Raw genomic sequence first — 14,902 nt, forward strand, 5'->3', positions numbered from 1 at the left:
ATTTTAGGAGGTACCTATGTTTAAAAAGATAAAAGCGATTATCGTCGAGCAATTAAGTGTTATCGATCCAAGTGAAATCAAACAAGATACGACTTTTGACAGCATGGATATTGATTCAATAGATGCAGTTGAAATCATTATGGCAATTGAAGATGAATTTGAAATCGAGATCCCAGATGAAGTTGCCGAAGAGTTTGCTTCTATATCTGATATCATGAACTATTTAAACGGTCTTGGCATCGAAAGCTAATTAAAATCTTAATGAGTCTGGCAACAGACTCATTTTTTTATGCACTTAACCTGGATTATGCAAGTATCAAAAGTAATCTAAGTCTATCTAATTTCATACTTTCAAACTTTAGGTCTAGGTTAATTCGGGATTATAATGATTTTTGATGCATTGTGGTTAACCTCGTAATTATTATGTTACCCTTCTTTTTTGTTTATTTTTATACATTCATTCGTTTCAAAATGAATAATATACAAATTGTCCACATAAGAACCTAGTTATCCACTCTTTTTCACACATTTATCCACAGTTTGCCAAGATAGTTGTCCCCTAAAAATCAATTGTTCCACACTATCCACAGCGTTGTCCACAAATGTTTTAAAATTAGTACATGCATTTTACATAAAGTTGGCGGTTGACATAATGTCATTTTCGATAGCCAATTAGTTTTTTTGCCACAAAAAAGTAAATGGGATTTTAGTCCCATTTTCGTCTTGTTTTTTCTTAAGCTTTCTGAATTTTAGAATTTTTGTTCTCCGATTTTTAAGTTTGGTACCGCGTTAGTTGTGAGCGACCCCACTCTACCTGCTCTTGCTGTATAATACCCCGCACTACCAATCATTGCTGCGTTATCTGTGCAAAGATTTAGCGGTGGATAATAAAGAGTAATCCCCTCAATTTGTGATAGTGATTCTCTCAGTTCACTATTTGCTGCAACTCCGCCAGCTAATACCAATTTTTTATATTCTGTAGCAGCGAGCGCTTGAGTTGCTTTATGCTTTAAAACCTCGACGACTGCCGCTTGGAAGCTGGCACAAACATCGGGTACATTTATTTCAATATTTTTCATCTTACAGCTATTTAAATAGTTCAACACAGCGGATTTTAACCCACTAAAACTAAAATCCATGTGGTCTTGATCCATCATTGCCCTTGGGAAATCTATAGCATTTGGGTTGCCCTCTTTCGAGAGTTTATCGATCAACGGACCACCTGGATAGCCAAGACCTAAAGTACGTGCTATTTTATCAAAAGCTTCACCAGCTGCATCGTCTCGTGTTCTTCCTATTATTTCAAAGGTATTATAATCTTTTACATCGACAAGATGCGTATGCCCCCCTGATACGATCAGGCATGCAAATGGCGGTTCTAAGTCTTTGTGTGCAATATAATTCGCTGCAATATGGCCTTCAATATGATTGACTGGAATCAAAGGTTTGTTTAAAGCGTACGCAAGTCCTTTCGCCGTAGACAATCCTACAAGAAGCGCGCCAACAAGTCCTGGTCCATAAGTTACGGCAATCTCATCTACCTGTTCTAGAGTGACACCAGCATCACCTACTGCTTTACGAATCACCTCAGAGATTTTTTCAAGGTGATTACGGGATGCGATTTCAGGAACAACACCACCAAACGTTTGATGGATTTCAATCTGTGTATAGACCTCGTTCGACAAAATTTCTCTACCATTTTTAAGGACGGCACATGCCGTTTCATCGCAAGAGGTTTCTATCGCCAATGTTAATATATCTTTGTTTTGCATCATAATTATTTTCCTTTTTTTAGATGTTTAGACCGTCTGTGCATCGCCAAGGGACTTCCACATAACCAAGGCGTCCTCGCCTGTGTCGACGTAGTATTTCGGTCTTTTACCTACACTGAAAAACCCAAGCTTTTCGTATAAGTTGATTGCGGTTTGGTTGCTCACTCTGACTTCTAAAGTCATGTGTTTAAAACCCGAAGTAACTGCATATTCAATCAAAGCATGCATCAAATCTTTACTATAGCCTTTTCCTCTATAGGGTACATCGATGGCCACATTGGTGATATGCACCTCATCCATGATTTGCCACATTCCGCCATATCCGATAATCACGTCTTCTAGTTCGAGTACGATATAGGTTGCTAATGTGTTCTCAACGATCTCGCTCCGAAACGCATCCATTGACCAAGGGGTCTTAAACGATGCAACTTCGATCTCATAGACGCGCTGAATATCATTGACATCCATTTTTCTTGATTTAAGCATATTATCGATCCCTCTCAGCCTGAGATTTTCTCATGTAATTTGCTTTCGCTGTATAGGCGGTCTCCGCGGATTTTTCAAGAACTGTGGATAAGTTTAAATTACCCGCTCTTTGAATAGAGAGCGATTGTTCTCCCAGAACTCCTCGCCACTGATCGGCTATCTCAGGGTAATTAATGGTCGCATCACCTATTAAAAGTGCATGCTCATAGCCTTTGACAGCGTTTAATCTTTCGATTAAGGCTTCAAATCCATCTACATTTTCTTCAATTATTATGAGTTTTTCGCCTTCCCAGTGATAAATGCCATAATAGACATCACTTCTCTTTGCATCAATCACAGCAATAATATGGTGCGGAAACGCTTTGACGCCACTTGCTAAGAGCATCATACTCGAGTAAGTGTAAATCGGTTTATCCGTTGGTAATGCAAATCCCTTTACAGCAGCCAAACCAATTCTTACGCCTGTAAATGAACCAGGTCCTTCACATACTGCAAATGCTTCAACCTCATTTAACGAGAGCTCGGTTTGCTTTAGCACAGCATCTACGACAGGCATAAGCTTTTGCGAATGCGTTAAGGCTGTGTGTACGGTCACCTCTCCCAGCAATTGATTGGATTCGAATATTGCAGCACTTGCTGAGGTTGATGATGTATCTATTATTAGTGTTTTCATGATTTCCTGCTTTCTTTTTTATACTGAACTAATCTATTGATACCCCTTGTAGTGTCATAATACGCTCACCCTTGTCGTTAAAATGAAGGTCAATCCAGATTCTTTGATCCGGTAACAGTGAGGGTACTTGATTCGCCCATTCGACGATGCTGATCCCCTTTCCGAATAAAAACTCATCAAATCCAATTTCTATCAGCTCATCTTCATCAAATATACGGTAAACATCAAAATGGTAAATCTCAACCGGTGCATTATTTAATTGACCCGTATAGGTGTTCATCAGGTTAAAGGTTGGGCTGGTCACATATTCAATGACACCTAGGGCTTCACATAAGTACTGAGTGAAGGTGGTCTTCCCAGCACCGAGATCACCTACCAAACAAATGACTGTTCCTGGCTGTAGAACCTTCGCTATTTTAACAGCAATTTGCTGGGTATCCTCAAGTGCTATTAGCTTAATTTGCATAAATACTCCTTTATTTCAACAGACAAAATTCTCATGTCTGAATGTACACAAAATCTCACTATATTTTATAACAAATTGGATGGGAAAGCAATTTTATGGGTGGTGTTGATCATCAACTCACTCTCAAAATTATAGTTAAACTTCTGCTATATAAAAAATGTGGTATTAGCTCACAAATATTCGCTTTAACAAAAGGTTGTAAAGATTATTTAAATCGATACAATGTATATTAGGACACTTAAGGTTAAATTTTTATCAAACCTATGCGCGAGGTATGTATGGATTATAATCAACTCAGGTTAGTGGTAGAGGTTGTAGAAACCGGTAGTATTTCAAAAGCTGCCAATAATCTCTTTATCTCCCAACCCAATTTAAGTAGCCAAATAGCTAGCTTAGAAAAAGAAATAGGAAAGAAGCTTTTTACGAGAAGCAATCGCGGTATGACGCTCACTGCCTATGGTGTAGAAGTATATAACCAAGCGAAATCTGTCGTCAAACAATTTGAAATCGTTGAGAAAAAACTACTAACCAAATCCAACGATAACAAAATTAAAATAGCTTCATTTGGTTCAGAAATTATCAATGAAGAATTTTTTGATGTTTGTAGTAAGTACAGCACTAATTGTTTGTTTGAACTTCGTGATTGTAGCGTAGAGGAGTCGATCCAAAACGTCATCAATAGAGATTGTGATATCGCTTTGATTTTATATAGCGATCTTCAGCAAAAGAAATTAACTCAATTTTTATCTGCAGAAAAACTAGAGTTAAGATGTCTATTTGAAGGTAGTCTTCGAATTCACGTTAGTAAGAATTCTAAACTCAGCGTCAAAGAAAGCATCTCAAAATCTGATATACAAAATTTGTTCCACGTTCAAAAATCTTTATTGTTTGATGGTATGTTTGGTTTTCATTTAGAACTTGAACATCTAGACCTTCCAGACAATGAAAAGGTTTTATTAACCAATGACATAAAAACCTATCACGACGCATTACACCGGTTGCCTTCATTTGGAATAGAAGTTGATTGGAAATGTAATAAATACCTTCCAAGTGATTTTACTCGAATTCCATATGAAGATAAGAAACTTAAAATATACTGTGGCGTCGTTAAGAGAGAAAATGAGCTTTTAAAAGAAGAACTAGATTATTTCATCGATAAGTTAATTAAGGCTTATCGATAATTTCAAGAGTTCACAGATACTCATATTTCAGTGGTTTTATGTCCATAAAATAAAAATCATAACTGTGAGGAAATCTATGAAAAATAAATTTTTATTCGTAATACTTGCTTTTTCCATGCTTCTTGTTGCATGTGATAGTGAGTCTGCAACTCCAACTACAACAGAAGTTACAAGTGAATCTACTACAGAAATAGTAACTGAAGCTACAACTGAAAATGCGACTGAAGCCACAAGTGACGCTGTCTCATCTCCGAGCACAGATGCAAAAACATCTGCTTCCATAATGCCCGAGGAACTTATTGCATCTTATACGCCAAACGGCTTTAGTGATGGCGATGCAAAAAAAGCGCTTTTCGTAGTCGCAGATCCTCGTAAATATAGTGTTAACTATGACCTTATCAACACTGCAATGGCCTATTTTGAAGCAGAGGGGGTTGAAGTTGAAGTTAGAGATCTTTATGATCTAAACTTTAATCCAGTCGTTGCAGCAGAAGAGTTTTACTATGCAAAAGACGGTAACGGTACACCGAGCCCAGAAATTCAAATTGAACAAGAGTTTGTCACTAAATCAGATTATATCATTTTCTGTTATCCGAACTGGCATGACACGCCAACTGCTATCGTTAAAGGCTACATGGAGCGTGTATTCGCGAAACAATTCGCTTACCATGACACAGCTAATGGCTTAGAAGGTTTGCTCAGTGGTAAATCACTCTACACCATTATGAACGCTGGTTTCTTAGGTGGCGGTAGAGGTTATATCGGAGATGGCGTCGGTATAGATGACGCTGCTTGGGACAAATATATGAATGCATTTAAAGTCATGGACGATGATACTGCCGGGTTCTGGGGTGCAGAAAACAAAGGTAGATTTGTTAATGATAGAACGCCTAAAAACGGCTCAGAGACTTATTCTGAGGATTTAGAGAAACTGAGAGAAGCATTAAGAGCTGAATTAAGCGAAGTTTTTTTTAATAACTAAAATCCAGCAAAATAAGTTTATTCCACTGCTAATTTCTACCCAATATATATAATCCAAGTAATAAAGAAAGCCCTCTCAGTTTTGATGAGAGGGCTTTACATATCTACTATTCTACTATGCTCTTTGATAAACGACTTTACCATTTACAATCGTATAGGTTACTTTTGCTTGCAAATCAAATGGATGAGCATTCCAAATGACCAAATCCGCATCTTTGCCTAGCTCAATGCTACCAAGACGATCTTCAACGCCTAAAATTTCAGCAGCGTTAATCGTGATGCATTTTAATGCTTCAAACTCATCAAGACCTGCTTTATGTGCTAAAGCAGCAGCCATTGGTAAATACTCAAGTGGAATAACCGGGCTATCTGTCATAATAGCTACTTTAACGCCTGCTTTATGAAGGACACCTGGTGTATCAAACGTCTTTTGGTTGAGCTCAAACTTCGACTTGTTGCCAAAAGATGGCCCAACGATTGCAGGATAGCCTTCTTTAGCAAGATGCTCTGCAATTAGATGTCCTTCTGTACAGTGTTCAAGTGTTAATTTAACTCCAAACTCCTTAGCGATTCTAATCGAAGTAAAAATATCATCGGCTCTATGTGCATGTGCCTTTAATGGAATCTCACCATTAACGACAGGCAGCATCGCTTCAAGTTTCATGTCATAAGCAGGAAGCTTAGTTGCATCATCACCTGCAGCAGCTTTTTTATCGCGGTATTCTACTGCTTTTGCAAGCGTTTCTCTCAACTTAGCAGCAGTACCCATACGAGTCATCGGCATCATTTTTTTATCGTTATAAACACGCTTAGGATTTTCACCAAATGCACATTTCATCGCGAGTGTTTCTTTGACGATCATATCGTCGATCCGATCACCATGTAGCTTAATTACAGAAAAAGTACCGCCGATTACATTGGCACTACCCGGTCCTGTTGCAGCAGTCGTAACGCCACCTTTAAGTGCGTTTTCAAAAGCTTCATCTCTAGGATTAATGGCGTCAATCGCTCTAAGGTGCGGCGTTATAGGATCTGTCATTTCGTTCCCATCAGCACCTTCAAAGCCGATGCCTTCCTCCCACATACCGATGTGACAATGTGCATCGATAAAGCCTGGATAGACAAATTGTCCAGCTGCGTCGATTACTTCAGCGTCTAGTGGCGCAACACAGTCAACCCCTACTTCTTTAATCTTGCCATCTTCAATAAAAATACAGCCATTTTCAATGGTTTCACCAGTCATGGTGACAATCTTAGCATTTTTGATAAACAACATGGTGGTCCTCCTCATAATATTTCGACTATCTAATTAATTATATCACGACTATAGTAGCCTGTATTAATTTTTTATATAATCTACGAAATATTTTATTAGTCATTTTGTGCTTATTTTATGAGTTTTCTTAGTGACAATATTGATTCAGTGATCCATTTAAATCATAAATTATTAATCTAGTAAATGATTCGCTTAATAATTGGTCACTATTCTTTTATCCCCTTCATCGTAAGTCCGATCTTACCACGTTTGTGATCGAGAGATAATATTTGAACTTTCACATTATCCCCTACAGAAAGCACTTGCATCGGATGCTTGATAAAGCGGTTGCTGATTTCAGAAATATGCACAAGACCATCTTGTTTCACGCCGATGTCCACGAACGCACCAAAATCCACGACGTTTCTAACGGTGCCTTGCATGATCATCCCCACTTCAAGGTCTTCCATTTTTAGGACGTCGCTTCTAAAAATAGGCTTTGGCATGTCTTCACGTGGGTCACGACCTGGTTTTTTAATCTCTTCAACGATATCTCTGAGTGTTGGCACACCGATTTCGAGCTGTTCAGACAGTTTTTCTAAGCCTTTTTGGTACTTCACAGACTCATCCCCTGCACCCATCATACCAGAATGGATCAATACCTTTGATGATATATCCTTTACCGCTCCTGTTTTAACATCATTTGCAGTATAGCCCAAAGTTTCAAGTAGACGCATCGCAGACTCATAAGATTCAGGATGCACCGCAGTATTATCCAGCGGATTCACTGCTTCAGGAATTCTCAAGAAACCGACCGCCTGTTGATAGACCTTGTCACCCAAACGTTTCACTTTTAAAAGTTGTTGACGCTTTGTAAACTTGCCGTTTTCATCTCTGAATTGTACGATGTTTTTTGCAATCGTCGATGAGATTCCTGACACATAGCTTAAAAGTGATGGTGTCGCTGTATTCAGGTCAACCCCAACGCTGTTTACACAGTCTTCAACGACATTTTTAAGCTGCTCTTCCAAACGCTTTTGGTTAACGTCGTGTTGGTACTGACCTACACCAATGCTCTTTGGATCGATCTTAACCAGCTCAGCCAGTGGATCTTGCAGTCTTCGACCGATGGATATCGCCCCTCGAATCGATACGTCGATGTCTGGATACTCCTCAGTCGCCAGCTTAGATGCCGAATAAACAGAAGCGCCTGCCTCACTGACGATGGTATAATAAACTTCCTCTTCCAAATGGTTGATCAAATCTGCCACAAGCTGTTCCGTCTCACGTGAAGCCGTTCCATTGCCGATTGGGATGATGTCTATTTTATGTTTTTTAATTAACTCAGTTAATTTCGCCTTAGATGCCTCTACTTGATTTTGAGGTTGGTTTGGATAGATCGTCGCATACTCAAGCAACTTGCCAGTTTCATCTAAAACCGCAAGTTTACAGCCAGTACGGTAGCTTGGATCCACCGCAAGAACGCGTACATTCTTAACTGGTGCTACTAATAACAGAGACTTCGTATTTTTACCAAAGACCTTAATCGCCTCTTCCTCAGCCACTTCAGTAAGACCATTTCTCACTTCACGTTCAATAGAAGGCGAGATCAAACGCTTATATGCATCCTCAATCGCTGCTTCAAGATAAGTGTTTGTAACTGCTTCCACTCTTCTTTTCGTCTTAGGGTCGTTCATCATTTGGTCTTTCAGCCAAGCGACCACCTCTTCATCAGGCGTTTGCACCTTTACGCGGAGAACTTTCTCACTTTCCCCTCTGTTCAGCGCAAGCACACGATGGTTGGCAATCTTTGAAACTGGCTCAGTATAATCGTAGTACATATCAAATACAGTCGATTCCTCTGGGTTAATCGCCACAGAGGTCACAACGCCAGCCGCTACACTACGGTTTCTAATATAGGTTCTAAACTCAGGCGTATCCGATACACGCTCTGCAATAATATCCATCGCCCCTGCAATGGCTTCTTCCACAGACATGACACCCTTTTCTTCATCTACGTAAGGACGTGCTGTCGCTTCAAAGTCACCTGAAGTAAACGTTTGAGATAAGATCACCTCAGCCAGTGGCTCAAGTCCACGTTCGATTGCCTTAGACGCACGCGTACTTTTTTTCTGTTTGAATGGTCGATACAAATCTTCAACCGTCTGTAAAACCGTCGCAGAATCGATGGCCTTTTTAAGCTCATCGGTCAACTTACCTTGCTCATCTATGTTTCTGATGACTTCAACTTTTCTAGTCTCTAGATTTCTGAGATATTTAAGACGGTCGTCAAAATTTCTTAAAACCTCATCGCTGATACCACCTGTCATTTCCTTACGGTATCTTGCGATAAAAGGAATGGTATTGCCTTCATCAATAAGGGCGATGGTCGCATCCACTTGAGATGCCTTTAAAGAAAGCTCATGTGATAAAGTCGCTATAATCAGTTTCTTCACACGCTCATCTTCCAGTGGATTTTTAGTAGTTTCCTCTGATAAAACTGATTGATCCGCCATCATCCCATTCACCGTGTCTTTATCCGTTGATTTTAAGCTCATTTGTGCTTGCCTCCTTTAAATATGCATCTATAAATAAATCGAGATCACCATCCATAACCGCTTGGATGTTTCCCATTTCAGCGCCTGTGCGATGATCTTTTACGAGATTATATGGGTGGAACACATACGATCTGATCTGGCTTCCCCAGGTGATCTGCGAATAATCGCCTGCAAGGTCTTCAATTTTATCTTTGTGCTCACGCTCTTTTAACTCGATGAGTTTTGCCATTAACATCTTCATCGCAGTGGTTCGGTTTGCAATTTGTGAACGCTCATTTTGACACTGAACGACCACACCTGTTGGAAGATGTGTAATTCTGACTGCAGAATCCGTGGTATTAACGTGCTGACCGCCCGATCCAGATGATCGGTAAGTGTCTATCTTAAGATCTACTGGATTAATATCGATGGCAACAGAGTCGTCGAGCTCTGGCATAACGTCTACAGAAGAAAATGAGGTATGTCTTTTACCAGATGCGTCAAAAGGTGATATCCTAACGATACGATGCACACCCTTTTCTGATTTTAAAAAGCCATAAGCATTGATCCCTTCAAAAAGCAGTGACACACTTTTGATTCCAGCTTCTGTATCATCCTGTAAGTCAAGCGTCTTAACCGCATAACCGTGCTGCTCTCCCCATCTTTTATACATTCTTAGAAGCATAGAAGCCCAGTCCTGAGCATCTGTTCCACCAGAACCCGCGTGAATGGACAAAATTGCATTATTGGCATCATAGTCACCTTTAAGAAGGGTTTCCAAAAGCAGTTTCTGATAGCTGGCATCAAGCTCATTATAGCTCGCTTCCACCTCAGGCTCAAGCGAGTCATCCTCATCCATCAACGCCATTTCTATCAAGCCCTCAAGATCCTCAGCTTTGTTCATTAAGGTTTCGTATTTTTCAATTTTCGTCTTTAGTGCCTTTTGAAATTTCAGTTTTGTTTGCGCCGCTTCATTGTCATTCCAAAAATCTGGCGCAGTCATATCCATCTCAATTTCTTCCACTCTATAGCGTACATTCGCTAAGTCAAAGTGACACCTCAAGCTCAGCGATAGACGCCTTTAGTCGTTTCGTTTCTTTACCCAATTTCTCCAATAAAATCATACTTACTTCTCCTCTACAAAAGTGAGACCTGAATGAACGCTCATCTCAGGTCTCTCTAACACGTTTATACTGTTTATTATACGCTTGTTCCATCGAAAAGTCATTTCCTCAGAAACAGAACTGAAATTCCGATTCATTTGATTGAATCAATTTATTCTCGCTTATTCCTGATCAAGTGAAGCGCCATGGCATTTTTTATATTTTTTACCACTGCCACAAGGACACGGATCATTTCTGCCTACTTTTTTATCTGCTTTTACAGGTTTCTTGGTCGTTGTTCCATCACTGCTACCAGAAGTATTTGTAATTTTAGCAACCACCTTACGTTCTGTTTCCGTTTGAATCGTCGCATGGAATAACGCTTTTACCGTTTCTTCTTGTATGCTTGAAATCATCTCGTCAAACATATCAAAGCCTTCCATTTTATAAGCCATAACTGGATCCTGCTGACCGATTGCACGAAGACCAATCCCTTGTTTCAAATCGTCCATAGCATCGATGTGATCGATCCAGTGCATGTCAACCACTCTGAGTAAGATGGCACGTTCTACTTCACGCATACGCTCAACGCCAATTTCCTCTTCTTTCACGCTGTAAAGGTCTTTAGCTTTATCCAAAATTAGCTCTTTTAGTGATTCAACTGTTAATTTTTCCACATCATCAATCACCACAGCACCTTGTGGTAAGAAAATCGGATGTAGGTGATTAAATAAACCTTCCAAATCCCACTCTTCAGGGTATTTATAGCCTTCAGTAAACATTGGAATGGTTCGGTCAATCACACGCTCTGCCATACTTATGACATTTTCTCTTAAATCCTCACCGTGAAGTACTTTATTTCTTTGACCGTAAATGATTTCACGTTGCTTATTCATAACGTCATCGTATTGAAGTACGTGCTTTCTAATGCCAAAGTTACGCCCCTCAACTTTTTTCTGTGCATTTTCAATAGATTTAGTCAACAGCTTGTTTTCAAGCTGCATATCCTCTTCAAAACCTAAGCTTTCTACCATTGATTTTGCTCGTTCGCTTACGAACAGACGCATCAAATCATCTTCAAAAGAGATATAAAACTGAGTAGAACCAGGGTCACCTTGACGACCTGCACGACCTCTTAACTGGTTATCAATACGTCTTGACTCATGTCTTTCAGTACCAATAATATGAAGACCACCGGCTGCTTTTACTTTCTCGCCTTCTTCGTCTGTTACTTTTTTATGTGCTGCTAAGAGTTCGTCATATACTTGCTTTGCTTCGAGAATTTCAGGCTCATCTTTTACTATAGGACTTGAAGCGGCATTAATAAGATGCTCTTCATAGCCTTTTTTTACCATTTCACGTTTTGCTAAAAATTCTGGATTACCACCGAGTACGATATCCGTACCACGACCTGCCATATTTGTAGCGATGGTTACAGCACCCAAGCGACCTGCCTGTGCAACGATTTCCGCTTCTCTCTCATGTTGCTTCGCATTTAAAACTTCATGTTTGATGCCACGTTTTTTTAGTAGGGTACTTAAGTACTCTGAGGTTTCAATGCTAATGGTACCCACCAATATCGGTTGTCCAGTTGCATAACGCGTTTCAATATCTGTGAGAACAGCATTGAATTTTCCTTGAAGGTTTTTATAGATGGCGTCATCCATATCCTTTCTTGCGATCGGTTTATTGGTTGGAACCATCACAACATCCATGTTATAGATGTGTCTAAATTCTTCTTCTTCCGTTTTAGCAGTACCTGTCATACCAGACAGTTTTTTGTACATTCTAAAGTAGTTTTGAAGGGTAATGGTTGCAAGGGTTTGCGACTCTTTACGCACTTCGATATTTTCTTTCGCTTCTATCGCTTGATGAAGGCCATTTGAATAACGTCTACCATACATTAAACGACCTGTAAACTCGTCGACGATAATAACTTCGCCATCTTTTACGATATAATCGACGTCACGTTTCATAAGGTAGTTTGCACGAATCGCTTGATTGATATGATGTAAATATTCTAAGTTTTGTGGATCAGAAAGGTTTTCAAGCCCAAAATAGGTTTCGGCTTTCTTAACCCCATTTCGGCCCTCGCTGCCTTCTTCAACTATACCAAATTTATCTTGAACAACGCCATCGGTTAATGCGATGGTTTTTGCTTTTTCATCTATTTTAAAATCATCTTGTGGATTTAATGTTTTTGCAAACATGTTGGCAACGCGATAAAGATCGGTTGATTTTGCACTTTCACCAGATATGATGAGTGGTGTTCTCGCTTCATCGACCAAGATACTATCAACCTCATCCACGATTGCAAAGTTAAGCGGTCTTTGAACCAGACGTTCTTGACGCATTACCATGTTGTCTCTTAAGTAATCGAAACCAAACTCATTGTTTGTACCATAGGTAATATCAGCAAGATAAGCATTTCTTCTATCTTCACCTTCAACACCATGAATCACGCAGCCAACTGAAAGTCCAAGGAATTCATGGATTTTTCCCATCCACTCCTTATCACGGGATGCGAGGTAGTCATTGACAGTTACAACGTGAACGCCTTCTCCTGACAGTGCATTTAAGTATGATGGTAATGTCGCTACCAAGGTTTTACCTTCACCTGTTTTCATCTCTGCGATACGGCCTTGGTGTAAGACGATACCACCCATTAATTGTACTCTAAAAGCTCTTAATCCAAGAACACGTTTACCCGCTTCTCTAACGACAGCAAATGCTTCAGGAAGAATGTCATCTAGTGTTTCACCATTTTGTAATCTTCCTTTAAGCTTTGGCGTCATAGCCTTAAGTTCGTCATCAGAGAGTGCCATTATTTTAGGCTCTAGTGCTTCAATCTGATCTACGATTTTATCAAGTTTTTTTACTTCTTTTTCATTAATGTCGCCAAAGATCATCTTAATTAGACTCATAATACTGTCCTCTATCTTTTATATTTTTTAAACTAGTAACTAAATATATACTTTAAAATCATCTATTTATGCTCAACTACCATTCGCGATAGCCTAATAAATTTATCTAATCTTAGAATTATAACTAAATTGTACCATTGAGCCCCTGCTTTTTAGTGATGACAATAGCATCTCATATTGAATCAATACAATGATACCAATACTGATGAGAATGTCGCCAATGCTGAGCACTTTTGCCAATGGATATGCTTTAGGTAGCTCGATTACTTTACCAAGATACGCACTTAAGCTATGTGCACCTTCAAGTGCTGTATAATTAACCACTTCACCATTTCCAAGTGACTCTACGAATGAATGGAAGCCTAGATCAGTCATTTTAAGTGTATCAATAGGCATTTGGAAGCCATTTAAGCCCATAATCACTAGATTTAGAGCCAGTCCTAAAAAGATGATTTTCATACCTGTCTTTTCAAAATTTAGAAGTGTAATAATGCCGATTACCACCATCGCTGCAAATGGAAAAACTTCAACATTTTCAAAGTCCATACCAAATGCTTTTATCCCATAAGGCACTAAAAATATTAAAAATGCTAAAATACTTAATCCCCAGCCTTTGAAGCGTACTTCAAAAAAGTTGCTTATTCTACCGTTTCGAGCCATTCCTATGATGACACCTAATATAATTGCTTCAATATACATAGCACACTCCTTATACGGTTATAAATACTAGTATCGTTACATACAGTTTATTTTATCACAAATTACAGTTAATTCAAATAATGCTATATTAGGCGATTCCTATTATAGCATCCTAGGTTTAATGATTCGCGACAATTGTATGAACATTTTATAAACTTCCGTTTATGTGAACTTTCGTAGCTCTATTTCACGTTTTGTGTACTTCTCTTTTTTCCACATCCTTCTATGATAAAATTTCTTTAATCGTTATGTTGAGGTAAATTTTATGATTGGTGAAAAACTAAAATCTATTCGTGAAGCTTATAACTTAAGTCAAAAAGAGGTGGCTAACAAACTTAATGTTTCAAATACCACATTAAGCAATTATGAGAATAATTTGAGAGATCCTGATATAAATTTTGTCAAAGCATATGCCAATCTCATTGGTTTACCTCCTGACTATCTGATAAGCTATGTTTATAATGAGTCCGTTAGCGAGAGCTATGAGCAGTATCAATATCATACGAATATGCACCAAGACATAGACTTTGCATTTTTACCTCAAGAAAAAATCAATGAACTGCCATTAAGTGAACTACTAAAGATACGAGAATTTGCAGATTACATTTACAATCGATATAAATACAAAACAAAATAAAATTATTTTTTTATAATTTTCTGTCAATGCGGTTGCGTCATCTATTTATGAATGTTATACTTTTAAAGTGAAATGTTAATATTTGTAAATAGAAGGGGGAAATGTAAAATGAAAGTGAATAACAATCCTACAAAGGCAATCACTAGCTATTGTAAAATCTGCAGAGAAGAACATGATGTCATTACATT

13 protein-coding genes are annotated in these 14,902 nt (G+C 38.8%); 4 read left to right on the plus strand and 9 right to left on the minus strand.

Annotated elements, in window-relative coordinates:
- Window positions 1-16 precede the first annotated feature (16 nt).
- The gene (acpP, locus tag AC4PID_RS07135) at window positions 17-250 is read left to right on the plus strand and encodes an acyl carrier protein (protein ID WP_492134880.1); all 234 of its coding nucleotides are present in this window, start codon (window positions 17-19) and stop codon (window positions 248-250) included.
- A 499-nt stretch (window positions 251-749) separates the two neighbouring features.
- Here the strand turns inward: acpP and tsaD are convergent, their stop codons facing one another.
- The 4 genes from tsaD to tsaE are packed head-to-tail and all read right to left on the minus strand — an operon-like array spanning window position 750 to window position 3,397.
- On the minus strand, window positions 750-1,772 hold the full coding sequence (tsaD, locus tag AC4PID_RS07140; RefSeq protein WP_492135369.1) for a tRNA (adenosine(37)-N6)-threonylcarbamoyltransferase complex transferase subunit TsaD: 1,023 nt from the start codon (window positions 1,770-1,772) through the stop codon (window positions 750-752).
- 27 nt (window positions 1,773-1,799) lie between these two features.
- Window positions 1,800-2,258: a ribosomal protein S18-alanine N-acetyltransferase gene (gene rimI, locus AC4PID_RS07145; protein ID WP_492134881.1), complete on the minus strand. Its 459-nt coding sequence runs from the start codon at window positions 2,256-2,258 to the stop codon at window positions 1,800-1,802.
- Window position 2,259: 1 nt separating this feature from the next.
- Window positions 2,260-2,931 carry a tRNA (adenosine(37)-N6)-threonylcarbamoyltransferase complex dimerization subunit type 1 TsaB gene (gene tsaB / locus AC4PID_RS07150; RefSeq protein WP_492134882.1) on the minus strand — a complete coding sequence of 224 codons (672 nt, stop codon included), beginning with the start codon at window positions 2,929-2,931 and terminating at the stop codon, window positions 2,260-2,262.
- 28 nt (window positions 2,932-2,959) lie between these two features.
- The gene (tsaE, locus tag AC4PID_RS07155; protein WP_492134883.1) at window positions 2,960-3,397 is read right to left on the minus strand and encodes a tRNA (adenosine(37)-N6)-threonylcarbamoyltransferase complex ATPase subunit type 1 TsaE; all 438 of its coding nucleotides are present in this window, start codon (window positions 3,395-3,397) and stop codon (window positions 2,960-2,962) included.
- A 278-nt stretch (window positions 3,398-3,675) separates the two neighbouring features.
- Between tsaE and AC4PID_RS07160 the strand changes: the two genes are divergently transcribed.
- Together AC4PID_RS07160 and AC4PID_RS07165 are read left to right on the plus strand one after the other, a co-directional pair.
- Window positions 3,676-4,578 (plus strand): LysR family transcriptional regulator, encoded by a 903-nt coding sequence (locus AC4PID_RS07160; RefSeq protein WP_492134884.1) that lies wholly within the window; start codon window positions 3,676-3,678, stop codon window positions 4,576-4,578.
- 76 nt (window positions 4,579-4,654) lie between these two features.
- A complete protein-coding gene (locus AC4PID_RS07165) occupies window positions 4,655-5,560 on the plus strand; it encodes an NAD(P)H-dependent oxidoreductase (protein WP_492134885.1) in 906 nt (301 codons plus the stop codon).
- A 114-nt stretch (window positions 5,561-5,674) separates the two neighbouring features.
- Here AC4PID_RS07165 and AC4PID_RS07170 read toward each other — a convergent pair whose 3' ends face one another.
- The 5 genes from AC4PID_RS07170 to AC4PID_RS07190 all read right to left on the minus strand — a co-directional run bounded on the left by AC4PID_RS07170 (window position 5,675) and on the right by AC4PID_RS07190 (window position 14,077).
- Window positions 5,675-6,835, minus strand: coding sequence for an amidohydrolase (locus AC4PID_RS07170; RefSeq protein WP_492134886.1), 1,161 nt, complete (start codon window positions 6,833-6,835; stop codon window positions 5,675-5,677).
- A gap of 206 nt (window positions 6,836-7,041) precedes the next feature.
- Complete coding sequence (locus AC4PID_RS07175) at window positions 7,042-9,372, minus strand: Tex family protein (RefSeq protein WP_492134887.1); 2,331 nt, start codon at window positions 9,370-9,372, stop codon at window positions 7,042-7,044.
- Window positions 9,350-10,475 (minus strand): peptide chain release factor 2 gene (gene prfB, locus AC4PID_RS07180; protein ID WP_492134888.1). Its coding sequence is split into 2 segments (ribosomal slippage): window positions 9,350-10,399 and window positions 10,401-10,475, totalling 1,125 coding nucleotides; the frame shifts between segments, so codons are not numbered across the junction. Before prfB ends, AC4PID_RS07175 begins: the two co-directional genes overlap by 23 nt.
- Before the next feature lie 161 nt (window positions 10,476-10,636).
- Window positions 10,637-13,378: a preprotein translocase subunit SecA gene (secA, locus tag AC4PID_RS07185; protein WP_492134889.1), complete on the minus strand. Its 2,742-nt coding sequence runs from the start codon at window positions 13,376-13,378 to the stop codon at window positions 10,637-10,639.
- Between the two features lie 102 nt (window positions 13,379-13,480).
- On the minus strand, window positions 13,481-14,077 hold the full coding sequence (locus AC4PID_RS07190) for a DUF5317 family protein (RefSeq protein ID WP_492134890.1): 597 nt from the start codon (window positions 14,075-14,077) through the stop codon (window positions 13,481-13,483).
- A gap of 265 nt (window positions 14,078-14,342) precedes the next feature.
- Here AC4PID_RS07190 and AC4PID_RS07195 point away from each other — a divergent pair, with 265 nt between their 5' ends.
- The gene (locus AC4PID_RS07195; protein ID WP_492134891.1) at window positions 14,343-14,714 is read left to right on the plus strand and encodes a helix-turn-helix domain-containing protein; all 372 of its coding nucleotides are present in this window, start codon (window positions 14,343-14,345) and stop codon (window positions 14,712-14,714) included.
- Window positions 14,715-14,902 lie beyond the last annotated feature (188 nt).

The organism is Fusibacter sp. QWL-12, from assembly GCF_058683495.1.

Coding starts and splice junctions, on each gene's coding strand:
- acpP (WP_492134880.1), top strand. CDS start 17: ATGTTTAAAAAGATAAAAGCGATTATCGTCGAGCAATTAAGTGTTATC.
- secA (WP_492134889.1), bottom strand. CDS start 13,378: ATGAGTCTAATTAAGATGATCTTTGGCGACATTAATGAAAAAGAAGTA.
- AC4PID_RS07190 (WP_492134890.1), bottom strand. CDS start 14,077: ATGTATATTGAAGCAATTATATTAGGTGTCATCATAGGAATGGCTCGA.
- rimI (WP_492134881.1), bottom strand. CDS start 2,258: ATGCTTAAATCAAGAAAAATGGATGTCAATGATATTCAGCGCGTCTAT.
- AC4PID_RS07165 (WP_492134885.1), top strand. CDS start 4,655: ATGAAAAATAAATTTTTATTCGTAATACTTGCTTTTTCCATGCTTCTT.
- AC4PID_RS07160 (WP_492134884.1), top strand. CDS start 3,676: ATGGATTATAATCAACTCAGGTTAGTGGTAGAGGTTGTAGAAACCGGT.
- tsaD (WP_492135369.1), bottom strand. CDS start 1,772: ATGCAAAACAAAGATATATTAACATTGGCGATAGAAACCTCTTGCGAT.
- AC4PID_RS07175 (WP_492134887.1), bottom strand. CDS start 9,372: ATGAGCTTAAAATCAACGGATAAAGACACGGTGAATGGGATGATGGCG.
- tsaB (WP_492134882.1), bottom strand. CDS start 2,931: ATGAAAACACTAATAATAGATACATCATCAACCTCAGCAAGTGCTGCA.
- AC4PID_RS07170 (WP_492134886.1), bottom strand. CDS start 6,835: ATGTTGTTTATCAAAAATGCTAAGATTGTCACCATGACTGGTGAAACC.
- tsaE (WP_492134883.1), bottom strand. CDS start 3,397: ATGCAAATTAAGCTAATAGCACTTGAGGATACCCAGCAAATTGCTGTT.
- AC4PID_RS07195 (WP_492134891.1), top strand. CDS start 14,343: ATGATTGGTGAAAAACTAAAATCTATTCGTGAAGCTTATAACTTAAGT.